This window comes from Streptomyces coerulescens, from assembly GCF_042657965.1.
Taxonomy (GTDB): Bacteria; Actinomycetota; Actinomycetes; order Streptomycetales; family Streptomycetaceae; genus Streptomyces; species Streptomyces coerulescens.
In genome coordinates, this window is record NZ_JBHSKM010000002.1 from 93,742 (window position 1) to 120,417 (window position 26,676).

24 protein-coding genes are annotated in these 26,676 nt (G+C 71.1%); 9 read left to right on the forward strand and 15 right to left on the reverse strand.

From position 1 onward, the window contains the following. Window positions 1–19 precede the first annotated feature (19 nt). Window positions 20–1,561: an alpha-L-fucosidase gene (locus ACFPQ9_RS01940; protein ID WP_380845438.1), complete on the reverse strand. Its 1,542-nt coding sequence runs from the start codon at window positions 1,559–1,561 to the stop codon at window positions 20–22. 38 nt (window positions 1,562–1,599) lie between these two features. Continuing rightward, on the reverse strand, window positions 1,600–3,447 hold the full coding sequence (locus ACFPQ9_RS01945; RefSeq protein WP_380845441.1) for a family 20 glycosylhydrolase: 1,848 nt from the start codon (window positions 3,445–3,447) through the stop codon (window positions 1,600–1,602). Between the two features lie 250 nt (window positions 3,448–3,697). On the opposite strand from ACFPQ9_RS01945, the gene ACFPQ9_RS01950 reads away from it, so the two are divergent. Next, window positions 3,698–5,044, forward strand: a complete 1,347-nt coding sequence (locus ACFPQ9_RS01950; RefSeq protein WP_380845444.1) for an amidase — start codon at window positions 3,698–3,700, stop codon at window positions 5,042–5,044. 46 nt (window positions 5,045–5,090) lie between these two features. On the opposite strand, the gene ACFPQ9_RS01955 is transcribed toward ACFPQ9_RS01950, so the two are convergent. The 4 genes from ACFPQ9_RS01955 to ACFPQ9_RS01970 all read right to left on the reverse strand — a co-directional run bounded on the left by ACFPQ9_RS01955 (window position 5,091) and on the right by ACFPQ9_RS01970 (window position 7,678). Beyond that, complete coding sequence (locus ACFPQ9_RS01955; protein WP_380845447.1) at window positions 5,091–6,287, reverse strand: GDSL-type esterase/lipase family protein; 1,197 nt, start codon at window positions 6,285–6,287, stop codon at window positions 5,091–5,093. A 17-nt stretch (window positions 6,288–6,304) separates the two neighbouring features. Continuing rightward, the gene (locus ACFPQ9_RS01960) at window positions 6,305–6,883 is read right to left on the reverse strand and encodes a TetR/AcrR family transcriptional regulator (protein ID WP_380845450.1); all 579 of its coding nucleotides are present in this window, start codon (window positions 6,881–6,883) and stop codon (window positions 6,305–6,307) included. An 81-nt stretch (window positions 6,884–6,964) separates the two neighbouring features. Further along, window positions 6,965–7,447, reverse strand: coding sequence for a GNAT family N-acetyltransferase (locus ACFPQ9_RS01965; protein WP_380845453.1), 483 nt, complete (start codon window positions 7,445–7,447; stop codon window positions 6,965–6,967). 57 nt (window positions 7,448–7,504) lie between these two features. Then, on the reverse strand, window positions 7,505–7,678 hold the full coding sequence (locus ACFPQ9_RS01970; protein WP_107086874.1) for a hypothetical protein: 174 nt from the start codon (window positions 7,676–7,678) through the stop codon (window positions 7,505–7,507). A 473-nt stretch (window positions 7,679–8,151) separates the two neighbouring features. Between ACFPQ9_RS01970 and ACFPQ9_RS01975 the strand changes: the two genes are divergently transcribed. Together ACFPQ9_RS01975 and ACFPQ9_RS01980 are read left to right on the forward strand one after the other, a co-directional pair. Then, a complete protein-coding gene (locus ACFPQ9_RS01975) occupies window positions 8,152–8,601 on the forward strand; it encodes a hypothetical protein (protein ID WP_380845457.1) in 450 nt (149 codons plus the stop codon). 25 nt (window positions 8,602–8,626) lie between these two features. Further along, window positions 8,627–9,508 (forward strand): SDR family oxidoreductase, encoded by an 882-nt coding sequence (locus ACFPQ9_RS01980; protein WP_380845460.1) that lies wholly within the window; start codon window positions 8,627–8,629, stop codon window positions 9,506–9,508. Here the strand turns inward: ACFPQ9_RS01980 and ACFPQ9_RS01985 are convergent. Continuing rightward, window positions 9,487–11,007: an SDR family NAD(P)-dependent oxidoreductase gene (locus ACFPQ9_RS01985; protein ID WP_380845463.1), complete on the reverse strand. Its 1,521-nt coding sequence runs from the start codon at window positions 11,005–11,007 to the stop codon at window positions 9,487–9,489. The genes ACFPQ9_RS01980 and ACFPQ9_RS01985 overlap by 22 nt on opposite strands. A 121-nt stretch (window positions 11,008–11,128) precedes the next feature. Next, the gene (locus ACFPQ9_RS01990; RefSeq protein WP_380845466.1) at window positions 11,129–12,466 is read right to left on the reverse strand and encodes a wax ester/triacylglycerol synthase family O-acyltransferase; all 1,338 of its coding nucleotides are present in this window, start codon (window positions 12,464–12,466) and stop codon (window positions 11,129–11,131) included. A gap of 475 nt (window positions 12,467–12,941) precedes the next feature. On the opposite strand from ACFPQ9_RS01990, the gene ACFPQ9_RS01995 reads away from it, so the two are divergent. Then, window positions 12,942–13,607 carry a hypothetical protein gene (locus ACFPQ9_RS01995; protein WP_380845469.1) on the forward strand — a complete coding sequence of 222 codons (666 nt, stop codon included), beginning with the start codon at window positions 12,942–12,944 and terminating at the stop codon, window positions 13,605–13,607. Between the two features lie 31 nt (window positions 13,608–13,638). Here ACFPQ9_RS01995 and glgC read toward each other — a convergent pair whose 3' ends face one another. The 3 genes from glgC to ACFPQ9_RS02010 are packed head-to-tail and all read right to left on the reverse strand — an operon-like array spanning window position 13,639 to window position 16,841. Beyond that, complete coding sequence (glgC, locus tag ACFPQ9_RS02000) at window positions 13,639–14,859, reverse strand: glucose-1-phosphate adenylyltransferase (RefSeq protein ID WP_380845472.1); 1,221 nt, start codon at window positions 14,857–14,859, stop codon at window positions 13,639–13,641. Between the two features lie 51 nt (window positions 14,860–14,910). Next, on the reverse strand, window positions 14,911–16,062 hold the full coding sequence (glgA, locus tag ACFPQ9_RS02005; RefSeq protein ID WP_380845475.1) for a glycogen synthase: 1,152 nt from the start codon (window positions 16,060–16,062) through the stop codon (window positions 14,911–14,913). A gap of 41 nt (window positions 16,063–16,103) precedes the next feature. After that, a complete protein-coding gene (locus tag ACFPQ9_RS02010) occupies window positions 16,104–16,841 on the reverse strand; it encodes a (2Fe-2S)-binding protein (protein WP_380845478.1) in 738 nt (245 codons plus the stop codon). A gap of 228 nt (window positions 16,842–17,069) precedes the next feature. Between ACFPQ9_RS02010 and ACFPQ9_RS02015 the strand changes: the two genes are divergently transcribed. Further along, window positions 17,070–18,185, forward strand: a complete 1,116-nt coding sequence (locus ACFPQ9_RS02015; RefSeq protein ID WP_380845481.1) for a DMT family transporter — start codon at window positions 17,070–17,072, stop codon at window positions 18,183–18,185. On the opposite strand, the gene ACFPQ9_RS02020 is transcribed toward ACFPQ9_RS02015, so the two are convergent. Further along, window positions 18,175–19,359 carry a transglycosylase family protein gene (locus ACFPQ9_RS02020; RefSeq protein WP_380845484.1) on the reverse strand — a complete coding sequence of 395 codons (1,185 nt, stop codon included), beginning with the start codon at window positions 19,357–19,359 and terminating at the stop codon, window positions 18,175–18,177. The two genes, ACFPQ9_RS02015 and ACFPQ9_RS02020, sit on opposite strands and share 11 nt — an antisense overlap. Before the next feature lie 291 nt (window positions 19,360–19,650). Between ACFPQ9_RS02020 and gndA the strand changes: the two genes are divergently transcribed. Continuing rightward, entirely contained in the window at window positions 19,651–21,090 is a 1,440-nt protein-coding gene (gene gndA, locus ACFPQ9_RS02025; RefSeq protein WP_380845487.1) for an NADP-dependent phosphogluconate dehydrogenase, read from the forward strand. 887 nt (window positions 21,091–21,977) lie between these two features. Here gndA and ACFPQ9_RS02030 read toward each other — a convergent pair. The 3 genes from ACFPQ9_RS02030 to ACFPQ9_RS02040 all read right to left on the reverse strand — a co-directional run bounded on the left by ACFPQ9_RS02030 (window position 21,978) and on the right by ACFPQ9_RS02040 (window position 23,898). After that, a complete protein-coding gene (locus ACFPQ9_RS02030; protein ID WP_380845490.1) occupies window positions 21,978–22,322 on the reverse strand; it encodes a GNAT family N-acetyltransferase in 345 nt (114 codons plus the stop codon). Window positions 22,323–22,367: 45 nt separating this feature from the next. Further along, complete coding sequence (gene panD / locus ACFPQ9_RS02035) at window positions 22,368–22,796, reverse strand: aspartate 1-decarboxylase (protein ID WP_380845493.1); 429 nt, start codon at window positions 22,794–22,796, stop codon at window positions 22,368–22,370. A 661-nt stretch (window positions 22,797–23,457) separates the two neighbouring features. Further along, window positions 23,458–23,898, reverse strand: coding sequence for an OsmC family protein (locus tag ACFPQ9_RS02040; RefSeq protein ID WP_380845496.1), 441 nt, complete (start codon window positions 23,896–23,898; stop codon window positions 23,458–23,460). Window positions 23,899–24,016: 118 nt separating this feature from the next. Between ACFPQ9_RS02040 and ACFPQ9_RS02045 the strand changes: the two genes are divergently transcribed. The 3 genes from ACFPQ9_RS02045 to ACFPQ9_RS02055 all read left to right on the forward strand — a co-directional run bounded on the left by ACFPQ9_RS02045 (window position 24,017) and on the right by ACFPQ9_RS02055 (window position 26,649). Further along, on the forward strand, window positions 24,017–25,225 hold the full coding sequence (locus ACFPQ9_RS02045; protein ID WP_380845499.1) for a cation:proton antiporter: 1,209 nt from the start codon (window positions 24,017–24,019) through the stop codon (window positions 25,223–25,225). Between the two features lie 102 nt (window positions 25,226–25,327). Beyond that, on the forward strand, window positions 25,328–25,927 hold the full coding sequence (locus tag ACFPQ9_RS02050) for a sulfite oxidase-like oxidoreductase (protein WP_380845502.1): 600 nt from the start codon (window positions 25,328–25,330) through the stop codon (window positions 25,925–25,927). After that, window positions 25,897–26,649, forward strand: a complete 753-nt coding sequence (locus ACFPQ9_RS02055; RefSeq protein ID WP_380845505.1) for a ferredoxin reductase — start codon at window positions 25,897–25,899, stop codon at window positions 26,647–26,649. Before ACFPQ9_RS02050 ends, ACFPQ9_RS02055 begins: the two co-directional genes overlap by 31 nt. The last annotated feature ends 27 nt before the right edge of the window (window positions 26,650–26,676 follow it).

Genomic DNA, 26,676 nt, shown 5'->3' on the forward strand with positions numbered 1-26,676 from the left:
CGCCCCGGTCAACCGAATTTCAGACCTGTGACCGGTACAGCCCGAACTCCACCACCCGCGCCACCGCCCGCGAACCGGTCACCCGCACCCGCCACCGACGCGCCCGCACCGGAGCCGCCAGCAGCAGAATCCTGCTCGCACCGATCGCCCCGGCCCGGGTCACCTCCGTCCACGCACCGTCGCGCTGTGCCTCCACGACGAAGCTCTCCACCTGCTGCCCGTGCCGGATGTCCTCCGCCAGCCGGATACGGTCCACCTCCCGCTGCCGGCCGAGGTCGACGGTGACCCGGCCCGGTGAGACGGTCGTACGCCCGTCACGGGCCATGTCCTCGGGCAGTTCGCGGTCCACCCGCTCGCGGAACTCCCGCAGCCGCGCCACATCGGCCGCCGGCAGCAGGCCGTCCGTGTCCGGCGGGATGTTCAGCAGCAGCACCGAGTTGCGGCCCACGGACCGGAAGTAGATGTCCGTCAACTGCTCGACGCTCTTGGGCTGTTGATCGGCGTGGAAGAACCAGCCGTCCCGGATGGAGACGTCGCATTCGGCGGGCCACCATTGCAGGTGGTCGGCCATCGGCCGTGCCTTCACCAGGGCCGCCCGGCTGCCCATGTCCGGGGCGTCGTACGCCAGGGCGTAGTCCGTCCGGCCGTGGTCCTTCTCCTGGACCGGTACGACGCTCCACTCGTCCTCCCGGGCCAGCCCGCCCTCGTTGCCGACCCAGCGCACATCGGGTCCGGACACGGCGATCACGGCGTCGGGCGCGAGGGAGCGGACGAGGGTGTACCAGCTGTCCCAGTCGTACTTCTCCACCTTGTCAGGCGGGATACGGCCCTGCGCCCCGTCGAACCACACCTCGTCGACCGGGCCGTACTCGGTGAGGACCTCGTAGAGCTGGTTGAGCATATGGGCGCCGTAGTCGGTGGCCGGGAGGGTGTAGGAGCGGGGCGGTGTGCGGTCGTCGCCCTCGACGAGGGTGGGGATGGTGCGGTCGGTGCGCGCGCTGCCGTTGGCGTAGACGCCGTGGAGGTACTGGTTCTCGTCGGCGGGCGAGATGTAGACGCCGACCTTGATGCCGTGCCGGCGCATGGAGTCGGCGAAGGAGCGCAGGACGTCGCCCCGGCCGCCCTGCCAGCTGCTCGACGCCACCGAGTGGGCGGTGTAGCGGGTCTGGTGGAGCACGAAGCCGTCGTGGTGCTTGACGGTGAGGATGGCGAGCTTGAAGCCGCCGTCGCGCAGGGCGCGGGCCCACTGGTCGGTGTCGAGGCCGGCCGGCTGGAAGACGTCGGGGTCCTCGTCGCCGGTGCCCCATTCCAGGCCGGTGAAGGTGTTCACACCGAAGTGCAGGAAGGCGGTGCGCTCCAGGCGCTGCCAGGTGACCTGCCGTGCGGTGGGGCGGACCTGGGAGGCCTTGCGGACCAGGTCGGCTTCGGTGTCGTCGGGGGTGACGGGGATGCGGTAGCGGTCCTCCGCCGCGTCGGCGGACGCCGCCAGGGCGGGTCCGCTCACTCCGGTCGCGGCGAGGACGGCGGCCGTCGCGAGGAAGACGCGTCGGGAAACGGCCATGGGAAGGCTCCTCGGGTCAGGTGCTCGTGGGCTCAAGCTCAGGGGCTCAAGTGCCAGACGGCGGATGTGCGCTGGTCCGGCGGGTACTGGACGAGCCGCCCGTCGTCCGTGACGCCCACCGGCATGCGGGTGATGGCATTGACGAGCCGGTAGCCACCGGCGGCGGGCGCCAACTGCCAGCGCTGGAGGGTGTTGCCCGGGTCGCACGCCTGTGGGGCCGCCTCCGCACCGGGCTGGAGCAGCACGTTGAGCGTGAGCTTCCCGCCGCGGATCTCCAGGCAGCCGTCGGCCGTCCGCACGGTCACATAGCCGTCGGCCGTGCGCCCGACCTCGGCGACGAAGGTCCTTGAGCCCGCCCGGAACGTGTACGAACCGTCCGCCACCGGCACCCGGGTCGGATCCCGCCACCCGGGCGCGTGCCCGACGGCCGCGCCGCGCGCGGTGAACCCGGCGTAGGTGGTGTCGGGGTGCGGATCACCCCAGGTGGCCTGGGCGATGTGCCGCAGCGCGGGCCACAGGGCGACGGCGACCTCGTTCTCGGTCTCGCCCCGGCCGTTGTCGGGCCAGAGGCTGATCTTCGCGCCGGTGACGCCCTCGGCGGAGGCCAGTTTCTCGCCCTCGAAGCTGCGCGGGTCCCAGCTCTGGTCGTACAGCCCCTTGGTGTCGCTGTGGAAGCCGCCGCGGACGAGGTAGAGGGCGTAGGCCGCGTTCATCAACGGATAGCCCTGGGCGCGGAGTCGACTCGGCTTGGTCGCCACGTTCAGCCAGTGCTCGACGGTCGTGCCGGCGGTCACCGGGACGGTGTTGGCGCCGGTGAGCCCGTCGTTCCAGATGCGCAGCCGCTTGCCCTTGCCGGCCGCGTAGGCGTGGACCCGGTTGACGAAGTCGATGAAGGCGTCCTGGGGTGTGGCGTCGGGGCCGTACTCGTCCTGGGCGTACTTCAGGATCTGCGGGTACTTGGCGAAGTCGGAGCCGAGCATGTACTCGTCGGCTCCCATGTGCCAGGACGCCGAGGTGAAGGCCTCTGCGTATTCGTCGATCAGGCTGGTGTAGTACGCGAAGGCCTCGGGCCTGGTGATGTCGAGCCGGGACGGCTGCTTGGTGCCGTCCGAGTCGGTCAGTTGCAGGTCGGGGCGGTTCTCGATCCATGGGTCCATGTGGCCCGGGGAGTTGATCTCCGGGATGATCTCGACGTGGTACCGCTTGCCCAGCGCGACCAGGGCGCGGATCTCGTCCTTGGTGTAGTAGCCCCAGGTGTTGGCCTCGGGGTGGGTGTCGCTCTTCACCTTCAGTTCGAGGAGCAGCTGGTTGAGCTTGTGGTACGCCATCTCGCGGACCAGGTTCTCCAGCCACGGCATCGAGACATGGATGTAGCAGGCGCAGACTCCGACGCCCCGCTCCTTGTAGCGCGGGATGTCGATGGTGCGGCCGGCGGGGACGCGGTCGCTCTGGGCGAGGAGCTGGAGGAGGGTGCGGGTGCCGTAGAAGGCACCGGTCTCGGTCGCCGCGGTGACCGACAGCCGCTTGCCGGCGCCGAGTTCGTAGCCCTCGGCACCCAGGGAGGTCCGGTCGGGGCGGATGTCGATGACGATGTCGCCGGTCCGCGCGCCGCCGGGCACCACGGGAACCGTGCCGTGTCCGGCGGCGCGCAGATCGTCGGCGAGCGTGCCGGCGACCCGTCGCTCGCTCGCCCCGTCGGCCACCAGCCGGGCGCCGCGCTCGTAGCGGTAGCTGCCTGCCGCCGGGGTCCAGTCGGCCATGGCGGGCACCGTGACCGGAGTCTGCACCCGCGTCGCCGGCTCCTCCCCGGCGATCACCGGCAGCGGCGCCGTGAGCAGAAGCGTCAGCGTCGCGAGGACTCCGGCTGCTCTCCAGCGTCTCCTCATAAGACACCCCCATTCATCGGATGTCTGATCATTGAGCGGGCCTCAGGGGCTGTCAATGGGAGCTGAAAGCAGCCGAGTTGATGCATTCGTCGGATGACGCGCAGGTCAACGGGGCGGGGCGAAGGACAGGCTGCGCGAAAAGTCCAACAAGAGCCACGCGAATATCCAAGGCCGGCGGCCTCTCGACGCCGGGCCCGTCGAGCGGCAGAGTTCCTTCTACATACTCGCGAGTAAGCCCCGAGGAGCGCCCGTGACCAGCTGGGTCGGCCGGACCGCCGCAGAGATCGCCGCCGCCGTACGCGAGAAGCGGGCCACTCCCCGGGAGGTGGTGGCCGAGCATCTGGCCCGGATCGAGCGCCTCGACGGCGGAGTCGGCGCGTTCCGGGTGGTGCGGGCCGAGGCGGCGCTCACCGAGGCGGACGAGGTGGCCTCGCGCGGCGACCTCGCCGAACTGCCACTGGCCGGCGTGCCGGTGGCCGTCAAGGACAACCTCGCGGTGCGCGGCGAGTCCAAGCGCATCGGCTCCGCCGCCACGCCGGACACGCCGGCCGAGGCCGACCATGTCACCGTGGCCCGGCTGCGGGCCGCCGGCGCGGTCGTCGTGGGGCTGACGAACGTGCCGGAGCTGTGTGTCTTCGGCACCACCGAGGGCGTGCACGGCACGGCCCGCAATCCGTGGGACACCTCGCGCACGGCGGGCGGTTCGTCCGGCGGCAGCGCGGCGGCCGTCGCCGCGGGCATGGTGCCGATCGCCCTGGGCAACGACGGCATGGGCTCGCTGCGCATACCCGCGGCCAACTGCGGCCTGGTCACCATCAAGCCCGGCACCGGTGTGGTCCCGGCCGGCGTCAGCGACGGCGACTGGTTCGGCATGTCCGAGAACGGCCCGCTGGCCACCACGGTCGAGGACGCCCGTCTGATGCTGTCGGTCCTCGCCGACACCGAGGTCGTACGCCGGGACACGCCCGGCACGTACCGGATAGCGGTGTCGCTGCGCAGCCCGATCGCGGGGGTCGCCATCAGCAAGCCGTACGCGAGCGCCGCCCGCGAGGCCGCGGGGCTGCTCATCAAGGCCGGTCACCAGGTACGGCGGGCCGACCCGCCGTACCCGATGTCGCTGGGCGTGACCTCGCTGACCCACTGGACCGCGGGTACGTCCGTGGACGCGCGGGGCCTCGACGCGCGGCGGCTCACCCGGCGGACGCGGGTGCACGCCGCGGTGGGGAAGCGGTTCGTCGACCGGGCGCGGGCCGGGGAGAGCCGGGAGCAGTTGCGCCGGAGGCTGGAGCCGTTCTTCGACGAGTACGACGTGCTGCTCACCCCGGCTCTCGCGCGCCGCTCGCCGCGGTCGGAGCCCTGGCACGAGCGGGGCTGGCTGCGCAACGTCATGGCCAACACGAACTACTCACCGCTGACCCCGCCGTGGAACCTCACCGGCTGGCCCGCGATGGCGATCCCGCTGGGCACGCTGCCGTCCGGTGCCCCCACCGCCGTACAGCTGGTCGGGCGGCCCGGTTCTGAGGCGGACCTGCTGGCCCTGGCGGAGCGCATCGAGGAGCTGCGGCCGTGGCGGCGGACGGCGCCGCTGGGCGAGTGACTGGTGCGGCGTCGCGTGCCGGGCGCCGCCTTCGGAACAGCCGGCTCTAGTCGGCCCCGCCCTGGACCGGCCCCGCGAACGGTCCTTCGGCGGTGAACGCGAGCCGTGCGAAGCGTTCGCCCATGCGGCGGTGGGTCGCGGCGTCGGGGTGCAGGTCGTCGGGCAGCGGCAGTTCGGCGGAGTCGGTCTCGCCGTACAGTTCGCGGCCGTCGAGGTAGTGCAGGTTCGGGTCGTCGGCCACCCGCCGCTCGACGATGCGGGCCAGCTCGTCCCGGATGACGCCCAGCGTCAGCTTCCCGCTCGCGCGTTCCGCCGGGTCGCCCATCGCGACGAACCGCAGCCGACCGTTACTCATGCCGCTGAAGTCCGGGGCGCAGGGGCCGGGCGTGTCCTCGTGGATGGGGCACAGGATGGGCGACACGACGAGCAGCGGGGTCGTCGGGTGGCCGTCCCGGACGGTGTCGAGGAACCCGTGCACCGCGGGGCCGAAGGCACGCAGCCGCATCAGGTCGGCGTTGACCAGGTTGATGCCGATCTTGACGCTGATGAAGTCGGCGGGGGTGTCGCGCAGGGCGCGGGCGGTGAACGGATCGAGCAGGGCGCTTCCGGCCAGACCCAGATTGATCAGCTCCACGCCTCCGAGCGAGGCGGCCAGCGCGGGCCAGATGCCGGTGGGGCTCGCGGCGTCGGAGCCGTGGCTGATCGAACTGCCGTGGTGCAGCCACACCTTGCGGCCCGTGTCGCGCGCCGGCTCGACGGGCGCGTCGGTGCGCAGGGCGATCAGTTCCGTGGTCTCGTTGTGCGGCAGCCAGATCTCGACGTCCTTGTCGCGGGCGGGCAGCCCGGCGAACCGGACGGTGCCGGGCCGGCCGGGGCGCCGCTCGGTGGTCCCGGCCATCATGTCGATGATCAGGACGTGGCCGTCGGAGACGCTGCCCTGCCCGGCGGGACGGCCGTCGACGATCAGGTCGTACACGCCGTCCGGGCGGGGCGGGGCGCCGACGTAGGCGCGCTTGGTGGGCAGGGTGTCCAGTTCGACGGCGGTGGCGCGGGTGCGGAAGGCCAGCCGTACGCCGGAGGGCTGCGACTCGGCCATGGCCAGCTGGCCGTCGGTGTTCTGGGCGCGCGCCCGGGCGGGCAGCCGGTGCGGCAGCACGCCGTGCTCGGTCCGCTCGACGTCGAGGGCGCCGCGCAGCAGATCGGCGATGCCGGTCGTGGTGATCCAGTCGTGCTCGGTGTCCATGTCCTTCAGCCTGTCGATCAAGAGGTGGGCTCGGTGGGCCAGTTGCGCAGCAGGGCGTCCAGGGCGTCGAGGATCCGGTGCCAGGTCTCCTCGGAGTCCGGCGCGCTGTGGCTGAAGCCGCCCGCCAGCTCGAGGCTGGCGTACCCGTGGAAGACGCTGCCCAGCAGCCGTACGGCGTGGGTCGCGTCCGGCTCGGTCAGGTCGTAGCCGCGCAGGATGGCGCGGGTCATCTGGGCGTGCCGGACGCCCGCGCTCGCCGCGGCCGTCTCGGGGTCGAGGGTCATGCGCGCGGCGGCGGCGCGGCCAGGGTGTTCGAGCCCGTAGTCGCGGTAGACGTTCGCGAAGGCGACCAGGGCGTCCTTGCCCGCCCGGCCCGCCACGGCGTCGGCGGCCCGGTCCGCGAGTTCCTCCAGTGCGAACAGGGCGATCCGCGTCTTGAGGTCCTGGGAGTTCTTCACGTGCGAGTACAGACTCGCGACCTTGACGTCGAAGCGCCGGGCGAGTTCCGACGCGGTCACCTGTTCGAATCCGATCTCGTCGGCGAGCTCCGCCCCGGCCCGGACCAGACGTTCCGTGGTCAGTCCTACGCGTGCCATAACCATCCTCCCGCTTGCCGAAAGCGAGTATGCATATGCCTAAAGCTTTTAGGCAAGTGAGGAGGATGTGAAGGCAGGCCGCTAAAGTGCCCTGTGCATGATGTGCAGCCCCACCCGGCCGTGCCGGGGATGGTCGTAGGCGTCCGGCACGGTGCCGAGGATCGTGAAGCCGAGGGAGGTCCACAGGGCCACGGCCGGGTTGGTCTCGACGACGGCGTTGAAGACCATGCCCCGATAGCCGCCGGCCCTGGCCACGGTCAGGACGTGCTCGGCGAGGGCGCGGCCCACGCCGCGGCCGGCGTGCTCGGGGTCGACCATGAAGCCGGCGTTGGCGATACCGGCGGCGGGGCCGCCGTAGTTGGGGGTGACGTAGGCGGAGGCGACGAGGGCGCCGGTGTCGTCCTCGACGACGTAGACGTCCTTGGCCGGGTTCATCCACAGGGCGCGGGCGGCCTCCTCGGAGGTGTCCGGATCCCATGCGTAGGTCTCGCCGGCGGCGACGATACGGTGCCAGAAAGGCCAAATCCGCGGCCAGTCGTCGGCCGCGGCTTCTCTGATCAGCATGGGCGTGAGTCTCGCAGCACGCCCATGCGGTCGGCGATCGCGAAGGGTTCCGCCAGGTCAGTCGACGCTGGGCAGGATGTGGGGCTCGGCGAGGTCGTCCTCGTACCCCGCCAGACGGATGGGGGCGGACCTGGCCCACACATCGAGACTGCCGATCTCCTTGGACCGGCGGCCCGCGCGCTCCGTGCGTTCCTTGGGGCGCTGCTCGCGATTCGTCTTCTCAGGTGTCACCGCGCACTCCTTCTGTGTCGGATCACCCTCGGGGCGGGCCGGTCCAGTCTGCGGTCCGGCACCTGACGCCCGCTCGGGTCTTACTCAACGTCGGCTCGGACGCGGTGGCGCCGGATAACTGGTGTGAGAGCAGGCCGTTGTGCACCGGCTTGTCCCGGGACGGACCATGGGTGTGGGTTGGGACCCTGTAGTGCTGTCCGTCCGCTACAGATTAACCAAATGAGCGGGTGCCCGCTCGATGGGGCTGCAAACAACCTGTAACTATCCGGAGTCGACCGGTTTTCACCTGCCCGCTATCTGTTGTTTTCTTACGTAATGCGCCGTTTACAAGTCACCCGTTCGGCTCAGCGGCGCGTCGCCGTCCGGCCCGGGAGCGATGGACGTCGCGCAGTTCAAGTCCCGTTGGCCGATTCGCAAGGCGGCCATGATCTGCTGACGGACGGCAACGGCTTGTCCGGCGGGAGGACTGGCGCATGGAGCTGCGCAGTGTCGAAGAGCTGATGGATCTGCTGTACGCCTGCCGGGGCAGCCGGGATGCCCCGGGCCTCGGGAACACCCGAGTCGATCTCCATCAACACGCACTCCAGACGGCCGCCCTGTTGCGCCGCGTCCGCCCCGCCGACAAGGAACTCCAGGTCGCGGGGCTCGTTCATGCCATCGGCCCGCTGCTGCGCCCGGGCGATGTCACCCGCCACTCCGACTGCGCGGCGGACGCGGTGCGGCCCCTCCTCGGCGAACGGGTCTCCCGCCTGGTCCGCGAGCACTGCCGGGCCCGCGACCAGGCGGACGACGACCTGCTGCGCCTGCACCAGGCCGACGAGGAGGGCCGCAGCGCGGAGTTCGACGCCGGGGTGCTGGAGGACTGGCGGGCGGTACTGGAGCTGGTGGCGTCCAGGAACTCGCCGCTCGGGGCTGCCAACTGACGGCCCGTCATGAGACGGTACGGCGATGACGCCGCCGTACCGTCTCCAGGGCAGGGCCGCCATCGTCACCGGCGCCACGCGCGGCATCGGCCATGCCGTCGCCCGGGAACTGGCCGCGGCCGGGGCGCTGGTCTGCGTGACCGCGCGGGACGCGGAGGTGGTCCGGCGAACGGCCGCCGAGCTGGGCGGCGTCGGGGTGGCCGGGAGCGTGGCCGACCCGGATCACCTCCGGGCGGTGGTGGACCTCGCCCTGCGCGAGTTCGGCCGGATCGACGTGGTCGTGAACAACGCGGCGACCAACCTGCCGTACGGGTCCCTCATGGACGTCGATCCACTCGCCTGGCGCGAGGCGTTCACGGTGAACGTCGAGGCACCGCTGCGGCTCGTGCAGTGCGCCTGGCACGCCTGGATGGGCGAACACGGCGGCGCCGTGGTCAACGTCTGCACGGAGGGCGCCACCCACGTCGGCCCCCGCATCGGCGCCTACGGCACCAGCAAGGCGGCCCTGCTCCACCTGACCGGGCAGCTCGCGGGCGAACTGGGCCCCCGGGTCCGGGTCAACTCCGTCTCACCCGGCCTGGTCCGCACCGAGATGGCACGGTTCGTCTGGGAGCCGGGCGAGGAGGAGGTCGCCGCCGGGTTGCCCCTCGGCCGGATCGGCGAGCCGGAGGACGTGGCCCGAGCGGTGGTGTGGCTGGCGTCGGACGCGGCGGAGTGGATCACCGGGGCGGATCTGCTGGTGGATGGCGGGACGCGGGTGCGCTCCGCCGGGACAACCACCGCATATACGGTCCATGAACGGCTCCGGGCACACGAGCCGACCCAGGGGCGCGGGGAACTGCGCGACCAGCCACCACCGGCCGACAGACGCCGCACCGACCTCGGCTACCACTTACCGGGCGCGTAATCCTTCAAGAAAACCCCGTACACATCCTCCCCCGCCTCGCCCCGCACGATCGGGTCGTACACCCGGGCCGCCCCGTCCACCAGGTCGAGCGGGGCGTGGAAGCCGGCCTCGGCCAGCCGCAGCTTGTCGTAGTGCGGTCGCTCGTCCGTGATCCAACCGGTGTCGACGGAGGTCATGAGGATGCCATCGGTCTCGAACATCTCCTGCGCACTGGTCCGCGTGACCATGTTCATCGCGGCCTTCGCTGCGTTGGTGTTCGGATGCCCCGCCCCCTTGTAGCCGCGGCCGAAGACGCCCTCCATCGCGGAGACGTTCACGACGTAGGCGCGCCCGCTCGCCGCCTTCTTCGCTGCGTCGGCCATCGCCGGGCGCAGCGCGCTGATCAGGATGAACGGCGAGGTGTAGTTGCAGAGCTGGGTCTCCAGGAGCTCCACCGGGGAGATCTGGTCGATGGTCTGCACCCATGTGTTGGACTCGACGACGTCGGGGACGAGGCCGCCCGCGTCGATGGCGGTGCCGTCGAGGTGCCGGGCGACGCTGGCGTTGCCCGCGACGAGCGCGAGGTCGGCGACCTTCTGGGCGTCGAGTCCGCTGGTGCCCAGCGGCAGCGCGGCAAGGCCGTCGACCGCGCCGGAGTTGAACGCGCCGATGACGTGGTGGGCGGGCAGCACACCGGCGGGCAGCGGGGCGCTCTCGCCCTCGACCAGGGCGGCGTAGGCGGAGGGCAGCCGTCGTACGGTCTGGGTCGCGTTGTTCACCAGGATGTCGAGCGGGCCGGCCTCGGTGAGCTGCTCGGCGAGGGCCACGGCCTGGGCGGGGTCGCGCAGGTCGATACCGACGACCTCCAGGCGGTGGATCCAGTCGCCGGAGTCGTCCATGGCCTTGAAGCGGCGGATGGCGTCCTTGGGGAAGCGCGTGGTGATCGTGGTGTGGGCACCGTCGCGCAGCAGCCGGAGCGCGATGTACATGCCGATCTTGGCGCGACCGCCGGTGAGCAGGGCGCGCTTGCCGGTGAGGTCGGCGCGGGCGTCGCGCTTGCTCCGGTTGAGGCGGGCGCAGTCCTGGCAGAGCTGGTGGTAGAAGTAGTCGACCTCGACGTACCGGGACTTGCAGGTGTAGCAGGAGCGCGGGCGCTGGAGTATCCCCGCGATCCTGCCCTCCTCGGTGTTCGAGGAGGGCAGCAGGCCCTCGGTCTCGTCGTCGATGCGCTGGGCGGAGCCGGTCGCCGTGGCCTCCGTGACCTGCTTGTCGTGCGCGGTCTTGGCGGCGCGGCGCTCCTGGCGGCGGCGCTGCTTGACGGTGCGGTAGATGCCGGCGGTGGCCCGGCGCACGGCGATGGCGTCGGGGTGGTCGACCTCCAGCTTGTCGAGCTCCTCCAGCACGCTCAGGCACAGGGCGAGCCGCTCGGGGTCGATGCCGGGGCCGTACACGATCTCGTCACCGGGCTCGTGCACGGCGTCCGCCGTGGTCGCCGTCGCGCCGTCCTCTGTCACCGTCATCGCCGCTGCCGTTCCCTGATCACCCGCGGCGCTCCGGTCGCGCTCGCTTTCGAACGCGGAATTCTACGGAGCACCGGGCCTCTCCTCCAAAATCCGGCGAATCAGCCCGGGGAACAGGGGCTCAGGGGGCGCAGGCGGTGATCAGCGCGGCCACCTCCTCGGACAGGGCGCGCGCGAGCACATCGAGGTCGGGGACGGCCTCGGCGTCGGCGACGAGCCCGTAGTGGACGCGTCCCCGGTACGTGGAGATCGCGATCGCCAGGGACTGGCCGCGGGCCAGCGGGGCGAAGGGGTAGACCTCGGTGACGGGGTGGCCGCCGAGCTTCAGGGCGATGCCGGGCAGCGGCACGCTGGTGACGAGGATGTCGAACCACAGCCGGGCGGCCCCGCCGACCAGGGGTCCGCCGAGCCGGTGGCCGATAGCCGGCACGTGGTCGGCGAGCAGGGCGACGGCGCCCGCGCCCCGGTTGGGGCCGGCGTCCTTGTTGCGGTCCATGGCGGTGCGCACCGCGGCCAGGCGGCGCAGGGGTTCGGGGTCGTCGACCGGGAGCCGTATCAAGTAGCCGGAGAGCCGGTTGCCCTGTGGGTGCGCGGTGCGCGGGCGGCGTTTGGAGACGGGGATCAGGGCGCGCGGTGCGACGCCTTCGCTGCCGTCGCCGCGCTCGTCGAGCCAGCGGCGCAGGGCCCCGGCGACGACCGCGATGGTGACGTCGTTGACGGTGCCGCCGACGGCCTTGCGGATCAGGTGCACGTCGTCGATGTCGACGACGACCCCCGCGGTACGGCGGGTGCCGCTCGGCTCGGCGGTCAGCGCGGACGACGAGCGCACGGCCAGCGTCGACACGGCGACGGAGGCGCCGATGTCCAGGGCGCGGCCGACGTCCGACAGGGCGCCGCGCACCAGGCCCGGCAGCCTGCGCACATCGGGCAGCCGCCGACGCGCGGGCTCCTCCGGGCGCGCCTTGCGCGCGGGCAGGTCCATCGGGTCCAGGACGGCGGCGGCCAGCGTCAGCGCCCGCAGTCCGTCGGCGAGGGCGTGGTGGAACTTGAACAGGACCGCGAAGGACACGCCGTCCTCGCCGGGCAGCACATGGGCCTCCCACGGCGGCCGGCCGCGCTCCAGCGGGCGCTCCATGAGCCGGCCCGCCACCGCCTGGAAGTCGGCGGTCGGGGCGTGCAGCCGGACGTGGTCGAGCGGGTCGAAGTCCGGCGCGGGCTCGCGGGCGGCGCCCCCGAAGGAGAACGGCTGGAGCAGACCGCGCGGCTGCCAGGCGTCCCGGATGCGCATCCGTAGCCCGGGCACGGCGGCGGCCCGGGCGGCGAGCAGGTCGGCCGCGTGCGCCCCGGCGGTGGGCGAGTGTGCCGCGAAGACCCCGAGCGCAGCCAGGTGCATGGGGTGTGCGGCGGACTCGATGTTCCAGAACGCCAGGTCGAGAGGTGCGAGCAGGTCAGAAGTCAATGGCTTGCCTCGCGTCGGCGACGGGTGGACCAGAAGTCAATCGCCCGCGGGCGATTACAGTCAAGTACGATCAAGCTACGCTCAGTTAACAGCAGATTAAGTCCCGCCTCTCATGACAGGGGCGGGACTCATGGTGCATATGAGGTCACTTCACCACGGGTAGCGGCACCGAGCATCCCGAGTGCGTCACCCGGGAGAACGTCACGGACCGGCACCCACTGCACACAGAGACCCTCGTCGATCACTTGTTCTAGATGGACATGACAGGAACGCACGAAGGACCGTCGCTCAAATGGCCGCGCATCTAACACAATTGAGGGAGCATCAATTGCAAAATCAACTAAAACTTTGCAAATTCTTGGTGTAGCTCGGCCGTCGACTACGTGAGCCTCATGGGCATCACACGGTGACCGCAGGCCCACTGGGAACACGGGCCCCGGCACCGTCCCCCCACGTACGGTGAGAGGCAACAACCATGACGAGGAACCGCGCCTTGCGGTACGGCGGCCGCACCCTGACGCTGATGGCGACGGCGTTCGGGATGATCGCGACGGCCGGGCCCGCGCAGGCCGAGGAGCAGCCCACGGCCGAGCAGATCGTGGCCGACTGCGCCTCCGGAGAGGGCAAGTGCAGCTTCAACTCCCCGGAGATCGGCCAGGCCTACCTCGGTGAGCCCCGTCAGGTCTCGGAACTGCTCTACAACTGCACGACCTCGCCCGCCTCCCAGTCGATGTCGTGGGCCGACACCGTGGGCTCCTCCCACTCCGTGGGAGGCTCGGTCACCGTCGGCGGGGGCATCGAAGGGATCATCACCGCCAGTGTCACCGCGACGTACAACTACACCTGGCAGAGCTCGCACACGGAGACGAGTTCCTTCACCGTGAGCGTCCAGCCGGGAGAGGTCGGCTGGATCTCCCGCTCCCAGCTGATGCAGCAGATATCCGGCACATGGCAGACGCACTACGACGACCCCAAGTGGGGCCACTACTACTGGTTCGTACCGGACGTGATCACCGGCCCGGCCCCGAACGGCACGGACGGCAAGCACAGCGCGGTCGTGGTGAAGTCCCGCAAGATGACGGCGGACGAGAAGAAGCTCTGCGCCACCGGCGCCACCCGGGGCGAGGTCTTCACCCGCTGAGCCCGCGGCAGCGGCGAGCACACCCGGAGCGCTAGGGCACCTGCTGACCCTTTCCCAGGGCGATCACACCGCCCTTGGAAACGGTGTACAGCTCCGCGTCCCGCTCCGGGTTCACCCCGATCGTCGCGCCCGGCGGGACCTCGACGTTCTTGTCGAGCACGGCGCCCCGCACCACCGCGCCCCGCCCGATGCGCACGTTGTCGTGCAGCACCGCCCCCTGCACCACCGCCCCCGGGTCGACCACCACCCCCGGCGACAGCACGGACCGTGTGACCTGCCCACGGATCAGGCACCCGGCGCTGATGATGGACTCGCTGGCCATGCCGCCCGCGTTGAAGCGCGCCGGGGAGAGCTGGCCCGAGTGGGTGTAGATGGGCCAGCTGCGGTTGAACAGGTTGAAGGCGGGGCGCTCGGCGATCAGGTCCATATGGGCGTCGTAGTACGCGTCCAGGGTGCCCACGTCCCGCCAGTAGCCGCGGTCCCGGTTGGTCTCGCCGGGCACGTGGTTGGCGCTGAAGTCGTACAGCTGGGCCTCGCCCCGGTCGGTGAGCTGGGGCAGGATCGAACCGCCCATGTCGTGCACGGAGTTCTCGTCCTCGGCGTCGCGCTGGAGCGCCTCGACGAGGGCCTTGGTGGTGAAGATGTAGTTGCCCATCGAGGCGTAGACGCACTCCGGGTCGTGCGGGAGACCGGGCGGGTCGGCGGGCTTCTCCAGGAAGCGGTCCACCGTCTGTCCGTCCGAGCCGGGGCTGATCACGCCGAACGACGACGACTCGACACGCGGCACACGTATTCCGGCCACCGTGACGCCGGCGCCGCCCTCGATGTGCTGGGCGAGCATCTGGCGCGGGTCCATGCGGTACACGTGGTCGGCGCCGAACACCGCGACGTACTCGGGCCGTTCGTCGTGGATCAGGTTCAGGGACTGGAGGATGGCGTCCGCGCTGCCGAGGTACCAGCGCGGGCCGAGGCGCTGCTGGGCGGGGACCGGGGTGACGTAGTTGCCGAGCAGGCTGGACATCCGCCAGGTCGTGGTGATGTGGCGGTCCAGGGAGTGCGACTTGTACTGGGTGAGGACACAGATGCGCAGGATGTCGGCGTTGACGAGGTTGGAGAGGACGAAGTCGACCAGGCGATACGTTCCTCCGAAGGTGACCGCGGGTTTCGCGCGGTCCGCGGTCAGGGGCATCAGGCGTTTGCCTTCTCCGCCCGCGAGGACGATTCCGAGCACCGAAGGTCCGCCACGACGCATGGCCGCTCCCCTCACCGTGGTTGATGCCAGCCTGCCCCTGCGCAGCGCGCGCTAAGCCTGTTTGAGGATCTCCCGGTAGAGCCCGGCCGTCCGCCGCGCCACCGCGTCCCAGCCGAACTCCCCGACCGCCCGCTCCCGTCCGGCCTCCCCCATCCGGCGGGCCGCCTCCGGGTCGCCGATGACGGAGTCCAGCGCGTGCGCGAGACCCGCCTCGAAGTCGTCGTCCAGCGGGACCAGCAGACCGGTCTTGCCGTCGTCGACGACCTCAGGGATGCCGCCGACCTGCGAGGCCACCACGGGGGTCCCGCAGGCCATCGCCTCCAGGTTGACGATGCCGAGCGGCTCGTACACCGAAGGGCAGACGAACACGGCGGCGTGCGTGAGGAGTTGGATCACCTCCGGGCGGGGCAGCATCTGCGGTATCCAGTGCACGCCCTCGCGGACCCGGCTCAGCTCCTGGTAGAGGTCGCGGAACTCCCGGTCGATCTCGGGGGTGTCCGGCGCGCCGGCGCAGAGCACGACCTGCGCGGCCGGGTCGATGTGCCGTATGGCGCGCAGCAGGTGGGGCACGCCCTTCTGGCGGGTGATGCGACCGACGAACAGCACGTACGGGCGCCCGGCGTCGAGGCCGAAGCGAGTGAGGACGTCCGTGCGGTGGTCGGGCCGGTACAGGGTGGTGTCGATGCCGTTGTGCACGACGTGGACCCGCTCCGGATCGAGCGCCGGATAGCAGCCGAGGATGTCCTCACGCATGGCCCCGGACACCGCGATCACCGCGTCGGCGGCCTCGATCGCGGTGCGCTCGGCCCAGCTGGACAGGGCGTATCCGCCGCCGAGTTGCTCGGCCTTCCAGGGGCGCAGCGGCTCCAGCGAGTGGGCGGTCATCACATGCGGGATGCCGTGCAGCAGCTTGGCGAGGTGGCCGCCGAGGTTGGCGTACCAGGTGTGGGAGTGGACCAGTTCGCGGCCTTCGAGGCCGGCGGCCATGGCGAGGTCCACCGAGAAGGTGCGCAGCGCGTCGTTGCTGGTGTCGAGGGCGGACCAGGGGCGGTGGCGCAGCACCCCGACCGCACGGCCCTCGCCCCAGCAGTGCACCTCCAGGTCGACGAGATCCCGCAACTCCCGGGCGAGGAACTCGACATGGACACCCGCGCCGCCGTACACGTCCGGCGGGTACTCCCGGGTCAGCAGTCCCACTCGCACCCGGAACCCCCTGTTCTCAGCGGCTGGTTGCCCTTTCATGGTCACCCAGATGGGGCGCGTGGGGAAGAGCGCGGGGCTCGTGTGAAGCAACAGTCACCGCAGACGCCGCCGCCCGGCACCCGGTAGTAGAGGCAGCAGCTGCGGCGCCGGAACCCGGCCGCGGTGAGCGTGCCGGTACCGGCGAGGAGGGGGTGGGCGAGGAGTTCGGCGGTCAGGGCGCGGGAGCATGCGGCGACGTCCGTACGGCCGTGGGTGCGTGCCCACTGGTCCAGTTGCCGGGCGGCGCCCGCGAGCGCGGATCCCGCGTTGCCCCACAGCAGTCCGTCGGCGACGCGGTACCGGGAGCGCAGCGCGGCGCCCAGCGGCTCGAGATGGCCGTGCAGGACGATGCCGGCGACGGTCGCGGCGTCGGCGGGGCGTGGGCGTACCTCGGTGAGCCAGAGGTCGTCGGGAGCGCCGGCGTCGGGGTCCCAGCGCAGCAGTCGCGGGTCGAGGTCGGGGACGGCTCCGTACAGGGCAGCGCAGCCGAGCGTGACCGACCACAGCCGGGCGGCGAGGCCCTGCTGAGCCGCTGAGGCGGCGATGCGCGGCTCGGGGGCGCGCAGGGCGTTCCCGACTTTCCGGACCCGGAAAGTCAGAGGATCCTGGTCTTCGGGGAAGGCCGGCCGCGCGTAGGCCTGCGCCAGCGTCGCGGGTGGCCGAAGAGGTTCGGCGACCGCGCGCAGGACGAAGAAGCCGCCGAGCGGCCGGAGCGTTGCGAGATCGGGGGCGAGATCCACGAAGAGCAGTAGTACCAGGGGGTGTCGGGGTCTTCACCTGGGGGTCTCCACCCCGGGTCACCCCCCTTGGGGATGAGTCCGGCGCCGTAGTACTCCATCGGCAGTACGACACAGTGCGTGCTCTGGTACGACGACGGGAAGAGCTTCGCGAGGCATCGTGTTCATTATGAGAGCCGACCGTTCGCCGCGCCGGGGTTCGCGCCCCCGCTTCACGCAGAGGAGCAGCTCATGAGCGCCCTCGCGTTGTCCGTGCTGCTGTCGCTCGTCTCCGCCGTCGCGTACGCGGGCGGGGCGATCGTGCAGGAGCGTGTCGCGGTGTCCTCGCCGGGGCAGCAGTTCGCGCCGATGCGCCGGCCGGGCTGGTGGGCGGCGGTCGCGCTGAACGGCCTCGGTGGGCTGCTGCACGTGGTCGCGCTGGCGTTCGGTCCGCTGAGTCTGGTGCAGCCGCTCGGTGCCCTGACGATCGTGTTCGCGCTGCCGATGGCGGCCCTCTTCGTGGGCCGCAAGGCCGGGTCGACGGCCTGGCGCGGCGCCATCATGGCGACCGTCGGGCTCGCCGGGCTGCTGTCCCTGGTCGGTGCCTCGGAGTCGCAGTCGCTGGGCACCGCGGAGCGGGTGGCCGTGGCCCTGGTGACCGGCGGCATCGTGGTGACGCTGATGGTCGCCGGCCGTGCGGCCCACCGGCACCCGGCGGTGCGCAGCATGCTGCTCGCGACCGCGTCCGGCATAGCTTTCGGTATGTCCTCGGTGTTCACGAAGATCGTCGCCGTGGACTGGAACGGCGGGGTCTCGGCGGCCGACGTGCCCGCCCTGGCCACGATCGGTGTCTTCGCCACGGCCGGACTGCTGTTGTCGCAGGCGGCCTACCGGGGCGCGGGGCTGGCGGCCCCGCTGGCCACGCTGACGGTCGTGAACCCGGTGGTGGCGGCAGCGGTCGGCATCACGATGTTCGGCGAGACCTTCCGGTACGGCACCACCGGCACCCTGCTCGCGCTGGGCTGCGGTGTGGTGGCCGCGGGCGGCCTGATCCTGCTCACGACGGAGCGCATCGCCCGCAGCGAGGCGGAGGCCGAGTCGGTACCGGTCCCCGCGGCCGAGCTGCTCGACACGCCTGCGGAGCGGGCCGTGGCCGCGCCGCGCGGCGAGCTCCACGAGGAGATCGTCGTCCCGGACGGCATCGAGGGCATCCTCATCCCGGCGCAGGTCGCGCAGGAGCCGTACGAGGAGCCGGAACCGCCGCATCCCGACAGCCACGACTCCCCGAACCTCTACGGCCCGTTCTATGGCGGCCCGTACATCCCGCATCCGGTGCTCGACCGGCACCGGATGCGCGTCAAATCCTGACGCCGCCCGCCCGGAGGTAGGCCACCGGGTCGATGTCGGCGCCGAAACCGGGCCCCGTCCGCACCTCGAAGTGCAGATGCGGGCCCGTGCTGTTGCCCGTGGAGCCGGACCGGCCGATGCGCTGGCCCGCACCCACCGACTGCCCGTCCCGCACGGAGATCGCCGAGAGATGGGCGTACTGGGTGTAGCGGCCGTCGGCGTGCCGGATCACCACCTGGTAGCCGAAGGAGCCCTCCCATCCGGCGCTCACGACCTGCCCGGACCCGACGGACTTCACGGAGGTGCCGGTCGGCACGGCGAAGTCGACGCCGGTGTGATAGCCCTTCGACCACAGGGCACCGGCCTTGCGGTACGGCGTGCCGGTGGCCGCGCTCACCGGGGCGACCATCGAGCGGGTGCTCGTGGCGGCCTGCTCCTCCGGCTCGGTGGAGGTCTTCTTCGGGGTGGTCCTGGTGGTGGGCGCCGGCTCCGTGACGGTGGCGGCCTTGCCGCGCACGGCGAGCCGCTGCCCGGGCAGGATCAGGTCGGGGTCGGCCCCGATGGCCTTGCGGTTCGCGGCGTACAGGCCCCGCCAACCGCCCTTGACCTCCTGAGACTCGGCGATCTCGGAGAGGGTGTCGCCGCGGACGACGGTGTACATCTCGGCCTTGCCGGCCCGTGACTGGGGCGTGGTCTGGGGCTGGACGTCCTGGACGGAGGTCTTCGGGCGCTGCTTCTGGGTCCTCTTCGGGCTGTGCCGGGTCTCCTTCCGGGTCTTCTTCGCGGTGCCGGAGGGCTGGATGTCGGGGGTGTCTCCGCCCCGGGTCAGTCCGGCCCGCACCGAGCAGAGCGGCCAGGCGCCGGGCCCCTGCCCGTCCAGCACCTTCTCCGCGACGGCTATCTGCTGGTCCTTGGTGGCCAGATCCGCGCGCGCCGCGTACCGCGTGCCGCCGTAGGCCTCCCAGGTCGACTGGGCGAACTGCAGGCCGCCGTAGTAGCCGTTGCCGGTGTTGACGTCCCACCGGCTGGTGGACTCGCACGCGGCGACCTTGTTCCAGGTGCTCACGTCGGCCGCCTGCGCGGCACCGGTGCCGATGAACGGGAGCGCCATCCCGGCGCCGCCCGCGGTGACGGTGAGTGAGGCGCGGTTGATCCTGTTCGGCTGGTACCGGCGGTGCCGGCCGCGTACGGCCATGAAGGAGCCCCCCAAGGACATGCGTCAGGAGGGGCAAAAGTAAGCGCCGCGAACAGGCCATGACAAGACGGCAAATCAGCCGCCTGTTCACGCCAAGTGGCGCGGAAGGGGCGCACGTTGACGGACACGCGGGGCGGCTGAGTGCGCGGGGGCGTTTCGTGCGTATGTGCCTGCGACATCGCGCCACCCGGATGTGCGCTCGGAGTACCGGCACGTCAGGATGGACGAGGGGCAATACTGGCGGGCGTGACCGGCACCGCTGCTATATCGAGATCACTAGGAGCCAACGGCATGAGCACTTCGGCGCAGATCGGCGTCACGGGCCTCGCGGTCATGGGCCGCAACCTCGCCCGGAACTTCGCCCGCAACGGCTACACGGTCGCGGTGCACAACCGGACGCCCGCGCGCACGCGTGCGCTGGTGGACGAGTTCGGCGGCGAGGGCGAGTTCATCGCGGCCGAGACCGCCAAGGAGTTCGTGGCGGCGCTGGAGCGGCCGCGGCGGCTGGTGATCATGGTGAAGGCCGGTGAGCCGACCGACGCGGTGATCCAGGAGTTCGCGCCGCTCCTGGAGCCCGGCGACATGATCATCGACGGTGGTAACGCGCACTTCGCCGACACCCGCCGCCGCGAGCGGGACCTGCGTGAGCAGGGCATCCACTTCGTGGGCATGGGCGTCTCCGGCGGCGAGGAGGGCGCGCTGCACGGGCCCAGCATCATGCCGGGTGGCCCGAAGGAGTCGTACGACTCTCTCGGTCCCATGCTGGAGAAGATCTCCGCGAAGGCGAAGGACGGCTCGCCCTGCGTGACGCACGTCGGTCCGGACGGCGCCGGGCACTTCGTGAAGATGGTGCACAACGGCATCGAGTACGCCGACATGCAGCTGATCGGCGAGGCGTACCAGCTGCTGCGCGATGTGGCCGGATACTCCCCCGCGCAGATCGCGGAGATCTTCCGGACCTGGAACCAGGGCCGGCTGGACTCCTACCTGATCGAGATCACCGCCGAGGTGCTGTCCCACGTGGACGAGGCGACCGGCAAGCCGTTCGTGGACGTCGTCGTCGACCAGGCCGAGCAGAAGGGCACGGGCCGCTGGACCGTGCAGATCGCGCTCGACCTCGGTGTCCCGGTCTCCGGCATCGCGGAGGCGGTCTTCGCCCGTTCCCTGTCCGGGCACGCGGCGCTGCGGGCCGCTTCGCGTGGGCTGGCGGGCCCGAAGGCGTCGCCGCTGGGCGAGGCGGAGGCGGCTGCGTTCGCCGACCGGGTCGAGCAGGCGCTGTACGCGTCGAAGATCGTGTCGTACACGCAGGGCTTCCACGAGATCGACGCGGCGCGCGCCGAGTACGACTGGGACATCGACCTGGGCGCGGTCTCGGCGATCTGGCGGGGCGGCTGCATCATCCGCGCGGCCTTCCTGGACCGCATCCGCGCCGCCTACGACGCCCGCGCCGACCTGCCGAGCCTGCTGTCGGACGACACGTTCGCGCAGGAGATCGCGGCCGCGCAGGACGACTGGCGTGAGGTCCTGGTCGCCGCGACCCGGCAGGGCGTGCCCACGCCGGGCTTCGCCGCGGCCCTCGCGTACTACGACGCGCTGCGCGCCGAGCGGCTGCCGGCGGCGCTCACGCAGGGGCAGCGGGACTTCTTCGGTGCGCACACCTACCGGCGCACCGACCGGGACGGCTCGTTCCACACACTGTGGGGCGGCGACCGCTCCGAGGTGTCCTCGTAGTCCCTGCCCGTTCCGTCAGGTGAACGCCCTCTGCCCGGGTTACTGACCCGGGCAGAGGGCGTTCTGCGTGGCGGGGCTCAAGCCGCTGCGGTTCGAGGTCGCACCGTAGGCCGCCGGCCGGATCGCGGAACGGGTTCTCGCGCCGGGGTCGTGTGCGGCCGGGGGCGCGGGGGTGCGCGGGAGCTGATCGTGGTGCTCCCAGCGCTGCTGGGCGCGTGCGGTGGGTGGCGATATCTCGTCGCCGGTCGCCCGTCGCGCGGGTTCGCTGCGGCCGCTCCAGCGGGCCGATCGCAGCGGCGGCATCATGCCCCCTCTCGCCCTTCGCGTCCTCCGTGCGTCAAGGGCTCAGGTGAGCGGCGGCCCGGGCTCGGGGTTCGGCACCGGCTCCGGTCCCGGCGGGATCGGCGACGGGGAAGGTTCCGGGGGCTGCGGCGGAGGCGGGCTCGGGGGTGTCGGCTGAGGCGGTCCCGGGGTGGGCGGGGGACCCGGCGTCGGCGGCGGTCCCGGGGTCGGCGGCGGCCCGGGTGGGGGCGGCTCGGGTGGGGGCGGTTCGGGAGCCGGTGCGGGCTCCGGTGGTGGAACCGGGTGCGGCTCGGGGTGCGGCTCCGGGCCCGGAGTCGGTCCCGGATGGACCGGGTCCGGATACGGGTTGGTCATGGCGTCCTCCAGCCAGTCCGTGACATCGGCTCTGGACTACTCCCCCGCGTACCCGACGGCCGCGCCACCAGTCACTCACCCGCGTCAATGACGGCGCCCGAGTGGGCCCGTCACGCCTGTGAGGGCCGGCAGGGCAGGCAGGGCAGGCAGGGCAGGCAGGGCAGGCAGGGCAGGCAGGGCAGGCAGGGCCAGTGTCGTCCTTGACGGGCCCCTCGCGGAATCGGCCCGCGTCAGAACCGCTCGGGGTGTGCCCGCAGCCAGTCCTTCGCGGCGTCCAGCAGCGCCGGGTCTGCGGCCGGGGCCTCGTCCGGGTGGCGTTCGGCCCACTTCACGACGTACGGGCACAGCGGCGCCACGACGATGTCCTCGCGCGCCGCCATGCCGTACAGCTCACGTGCCAGGGAACCCGCGATGCCCTTCCCCTCGTGGGCCGGTTCCACGATGGTGTGGACGGGGACGAGGGCCCGTGCCGGGGATTCGAGGACGAAGTACTCGATGTGGCCGGTGACTTCGTCGCCCCGGAGGGCCTCCAGGCGGCCCGCCGCACGGTCGTCGCGGATCTCGATGTCGCTCATGACACGCTCCCTGGTCCGTCTTCCGTCTGCCGCCGAGTACGGCCGTCAGGCCACCGGCGCCGGCACGGACTGCGGGCTGCGCTCCTGGTCGGAGCCCGGCACCGGCTCGGACGGGTCCGCCCCCAGGGCCACGATCCGGTTGGCGCCGTCCACATGCACGACGCGCGGTTCGAACTCCCGCGCCTCGGCGTCGGTCATCTGAGCGTAGCTGATGATGATCACGAGGTCGCCGGGGTGCACGAGATGGGCGGCGGCGCCGTTGATCCCGACGACTCCCGACCCGCGCTCGCCCTCGATCACATAGGTCTCCAGACGGGCGCCGTTCGTGATGTCGACGATGTGGACGAGCTCGCCGGGCAGCAGGTCGGCGGCGTCGAGCAGGTCCGCGTCGATGGTCACCGATCCCACATAGTGCAGGTCGGCCTGGGTGACCGTGGCGCGATGGATCTTGGACTTGAACAGGGTACGAAGCATTCAGCACTCCCGGAATTCGCTCCCTGCCTGCTTTCTGCAGGTCAAGGGCTGTTCTCTCAGCTTACAACGGCCCGCTCTCCACCTAATGGCCGCCGTTGACGGTGCACTTACGCTGACCGCTCGCCGAGTTTTCTGACAGGCCACCGGTCAAGTCGAAGACCCACGGCCAGAGTATGAACCGGGGCTGGGAAGCCCGCATCGAGATCCTGGTCACGTCACGGGGGGACAAGGCACGACTGCGTGGCCGCAAGGCAAGCAACGCCAGACGATGCGTCCGCTGTGCCGACGGCATCCTCTGCGCCAGCGGCAGTGCCGGCCCTGCATCGAACAGGTACACGGCGCCCAAAGAAGCCGCGCGCCGACTACCCGCCCGTACGCGGTCACGTACCGCAATTGCCCGGTCACTCCAGGAGTTGGCCCACCGCCAAGGCGCTTCAACCCACCGAGCGCGGCGTCACGTGCACCGACGGCACAGCACGGAAAAGGGCCTCGACTCAGTGCGCGAGCCTCGCCACGGCCACCGCTTCGAGGCGGGCCTGGTCCCGGCCTCAGGCACATTCCCAGCGACAGTCGAGTCCACCGTGCGCCGGCGGAGATCTGCGCGCATCCCGTCGGCAGGCGCTGCCACCCGTGCGACAGCGGCTGCACGGATGAACCGACTTCAGGCGTCCTTGACCATCGCGATCACCGGCGTGCCTGTCTCGACCGTGCGGCTGACCGTGCACATACGGTCATGGGACGACTTGACCGCCCGGGGAAGAATCGCGCGGGCGCGCTCGGCGCCCTCGCCGTCCGGGAAGGCGACGGTGAAGGTGACCGCCAGGTTGATCATGCGGTTGCCGAGTTCGTCGCTGATCTTGTCGCCGGTCACCGCGACGGAGAACTCGCTCGGCTCCGCGTGGCGGCTGGTGGCGCTATCGACGTCCGCTGCCGTGCAGCCCCCGATCGCGGCGAGGAGCAACTCGACCGGGGTGAACTCGGTGTCGCCGCCGGCACCGGAGGCAGTACCGAAACTGATCGTTCCCCCACGGGCGTTGGTCGCGACGAAGTGGCCACTGCTGGTGCGCTCGACGGCCACGGAACGCTCGGAGTTGTCGCTCATACCGTCGACCGTAATGCCCAGACCGATCAGCAGGGAACGGACGACAGGCCACTGCGCGGCGAAATAGGGCAACGTGGGTCGTAGCCAGTGCACCGCACACCGTGCCACCGGAGCCGCGATGTCCTACGACAACCTGGTCATCGTTCTCGCGGTGGCCGCCTGCGTCCCGTTCCTCCTCGCTCTGGTGCCCCGAGTACGTCTTCCCGGCCCGGTCCTCGAGATCCTGGCCGGTGTGGTCCTCGGTCCGGCGGTGCTGGATGTGGTGCGGCCGGACGCCATGGTTCAGGCGCTGTCGATCATTGGACTGAGCTTCCTGCTGTTCCTTGCCGGGCTGGAAATCGATGTCCAGCAACTGCGCGGGCCACGGGGACGGCTGGTCGTTGTCGGCCTGGCGGGTACGTTCGCACTGGCCGGGGCCGTCGGCTGGGTGCTGAATCTCGCCGGGCTGGTCGAGAGTCCGCTGCTGATCGGCACCGCGTTGGTGGCCACGTCCCTGGGGCTGCTCATCCCGATCTTGAAGGACGCCGACGCGATCGACCGGCCGGTGGGCCAACTGACCATCGGGGGAGCCTCCGCAGGTGAGGTCGGCGCTGTGCTGCTGCTGTCGTTGCTCTTCTCCGAGCAAGCCTCTGGCACGGCATCCAGAGTGCTTCTGCTGCTCGGCCTCGCCTGCCTGACGGCTCTCATCGTGGCAACGTCGATACGTGCGGGGCGCACGATGTGGCTGTCCGAGGCGGTGAAGGATCTGGCGGACACCAGCGCTCAAGTGCGGGTCCGTTTGACCATGGTTCTGGTTGTCGGCCTGTCCGCGATCGCCCTGCACTTCGGGTTCGAAGCGATTTTGGGTGCCTTCATGGCCGGGGCCGTGCTGCGGCTGGTCGACCCCGCCGCGGAACGGGCGCATCCGCAGTTCCGCGTCAAACTGGAGGGCCTCGGCTATGGATTCCTCGTCCCGGTCTTCTTCGTGACCAGCGGTGTCCAGTTCGACCTCGGGGCGCTGTTCGCGGACACCGGGGCGGTGCTGCGGGTGCCGATGTTCCTCGCCGCGCTTCTTCTCGTTCGGGGACTGCCCGCTGTGGTCTACCGCAGGGCGGGCCTCTCCTGGCCGGAGGTCATGGCCAGTGGACTGCTGCAGGCCACGTCCCTGCCCGTGATCGTGGCGGCGACGACGATCGGGCTGGAGCTGGACGCGATCCGACCGGCCAACGCGGCGGCACTGGTGGCATCGGGCCTGTTGTCCGTGGTCGTGTTTCCCCTGATCGCGCTGCCCTTGCTGAACCGTTCGCGGGTATCCCCCGGGCCGTGGCCGGCGGGAAAACAGAATTGAGGCGTCTCCCGCGCTCCGCCCGTCGGCAGGCGCCGCCGAGATGCTGTGGCGTGAGATGTCCTGAAGAATGGGCAAGGCCGGTCCGGAGAATGGGGTAACGCCATGCCCATCGTTTCACCTGGATTCCACGGCCGAGCGCGGGAAACCCGGCACAAACTGCCTCCTGGGCAGTACGAGACCGCCGACTTCCCCGTTCTGTCGGCGGGACCCACCCCCAGGGTGGACCTCGCCGAGTGGGAGTTCACCATCCGCACCGAGACGGGCGCTCGGCACAGCTGGAACTGGGAAGAGTTCATGGCGTTGCCCAGCCAGACGCCGACCGTCGACCTGCACTGTGTCACCAAGTGGTCGAAGTTCGACACGGAGTGGCAGGGAGTGTCGTTGGACGTCCTCTTGGAGGACGTGGGGACAAGTGCCGAGTACACGCTCGTTCACTCCTACGGCGACTACTCCACGAACGTGCCTCTGGAGGACCTCCTCGACGGGCAGGCGTGGATCGCGTACCGCTACGACGGTGAGGAACTCCCGCCGGAGCACGGCGGCCCCGCCAGACTGCTGATCCCGCACCTGTACTTCTGGAAGTCCGCCAAGTGGGTGCGCGGCATCCAGTTGCTGCACGAGGAGGAGCGGGGTTTCTGGGAGGACATCGGCTACCACGACTACGGGGACCCATGGCGCGAGCAGCGGTACCAAGGCGACTAGGCGACCGGCTGCGGTGGCGCCCCGCACGTCTGACCGATCGGCGCGCCGAGTCGGAAGTCGCGCACACCCTCGTCCTGGAGGTGCCCGGCTGGCCGGGGCACGTGGCGGGGCAGCATGTCGATGTGCGGCTCACCGCGGAGGACGGCTACAGCACACAGCGCAGTTACTCACTGTCCTCGGCAGCCGACGGCGACAGCGTCGAGCTGACCGTTCAGCGTGTCGACGACGGTGAGGTCTCCCCGTACCTGACGGACGTACTCGCCGTAGGGGGTGTCGTCGAACTGCGCGGACCGGTCGGCGGCTGGTTCGTGTGGCGTCCCGAGCAGAAGGAGCCGATTCTGCTCCTGGCCGGTGGCTCCGGCATGGCGCCACTGATGGCGATGATCCGCACGCGGCGCGCGGTCGGCAGTCGTACGCCGTTCCGGTTGATCTACTCCGTCCGCAGCCCCGAGTACCAGCTCTTCGTCCCCGAGTTGAGGCGGGACGAGCCGGGCCTCGACAAGACGTACCTCTACAGCCGCTCGACCCCACCACAATGGCCGCGGCCCCCCGGGCGGTTCACCGCTTCCGACCTGTCGAGCGCCGGATGGCCACCGGACTTCGAACCCACCTGCTACGTCTGCGGATCCACCGGCTTCGTCGAAACGGCCGCCGGGCTGCTGGTGGCCATCGGCCACCATCCCGGCCGTATCAGAACCGAGCGTTTCGGCCCCGCCGGATAGCGGTCCGCGACCCGACGCGGCCGCACT

Bases quoted from the DNA above. Each gene is read 5' to 3' on its own strand.
- ACFPQ9_RS01940 (WP_380845438.1), bottom strand. From the start codon at position 1,561: ATGGCCGTTTCCCGACGCGTCTTCCTCGCGACGGCCGCCGTCCTCGCC.
- ACFPQ9_RS01945 (WP_380845441.1), bottom strand. From the start codon at position 3,447: ATGAGGAGACGCTGGAGAGCAGCCGGAGTCCTCGCGACGCTGACGCTT.
- ACFPQ9_RS01955 (WP_380845447.1), bottom strand. From the start codon at position 6,287: ATGGACACCGAGCACGACTGGATCACCACGACCGGCATCGCCGATCTG.
- ACFPQ9_RS01960 (WP_380845450.1), bottom strand. From the start codon at position 6,883: ATGGCACGCGTAGGACTGACCACGGAACGTCTGGTCCGGGCCGGGGCG.
- ACFPQ9_RS01965 (WP_380845453.1), bottom strand. From the start codon at position 7,447: ATGCTGATCAGAGAAGCCGCGGCCGACGACTGGCCGCGGATTTGGCCT.
- ACFPQ9_RS01975 (WP_380845457.1), top strand. From the start codon at position 8,152: ATGGAGCTGCGCAGTGTCGAAGAGCTGATGGATCTGCTGTACGCCTGC.
- ACFPQ9_RS01980 (WP_380845460.1), top strand. From the start codon at position 8,627: ATGACGCCGCCGTACCGTCTCCAGGGCAGGGCCGCCATCGTCACCGGC.
- ACFPQ9_RS01985 (WP_380845463.1), bottom strand. From the start codon at position 11,007: ATGACGGTGACAGAGGACGGCGCGACGGCGACCACGGCGGACGCCGTG.
- ACFPQ9_RS01995 (WP_380845469.1), top strand. From the start codon at position 12,942: ATGACGAGGAACCGCGCCTTGCGGTACGGCGGCCGCACCCTGACGCTG.
- glgC (WP_380845472.1), bottom strand. From the start codon at position 14,859: ATGCGTCGTGGCGGACCTTCGGTGCTCGGAATCGTCCTCGCGGGCGGA.
- ACFPQ9_RS02015 (WP_380845481.1), top strand. From the start codon at position 17,070: ATGAGCGCCCTCGCGTTGTCCGTGCTGCTGTCGCTCGTCTCCGCCGTC.
- ACFPQ9_RS02020 (WP_380845484.1), bottom strand. From the start codon at position 19,359: ATGGCCGTACGCGGCCGGCACCGCCGGTACCAGCCGAACAGGATCAAC.
- gndA (WP_380845487.1), top strand. From the start codon at position 19,651: ATGAGCACTTCGGCGCAGATCGGCGTCACGGGCCTCGCGGTCATGGGC.
- ACFPQ9_RS02030 (WP_380845490.1), bottom strand. From the start codon at position 22,322: ATGAGCGACATCGAGATCCGCGACGACCGTGCGGCGGGCCGCCTGGAG.
- panD (WP_380845493.1), bottom strand. From the start codon at position 22,796: ATGCTTCGTACCCTGTTCAAGTCCAAGATCCATCGCGCCACGGTCACC.
- ACFPQ9_RS02040 (WP_380845496.1), bottom strand. From the start codon at position 23,898: ATGAGCGACAACTCCGAGCGTTCCGTGGCCGTCGAGCGCACCAGCAGT.
- ACFPQ9_RS02045 (WP_380845499.1), top strand. From the start codon at position 24,017: ATGTCCTACGACAACCTGGTCATCGTTCTCGCGGTGGCCGCCTGCGTC.
- ACFPQ9_RS02050 (WP_380845502.1), top strand. From the start codon at position 25,328: ATGCCCATCGTTTCACCTGGATTCCACGGCCGAGCGCGGGAAACCCGG.
- ACFPQ9_RS02055 (WP_380845505.1), top strand. From the start codon at position 25,897: ATGGCGCGAGCAGCGGTACCAAGGCGACTAGGCGACCGGCTGCGGTGG.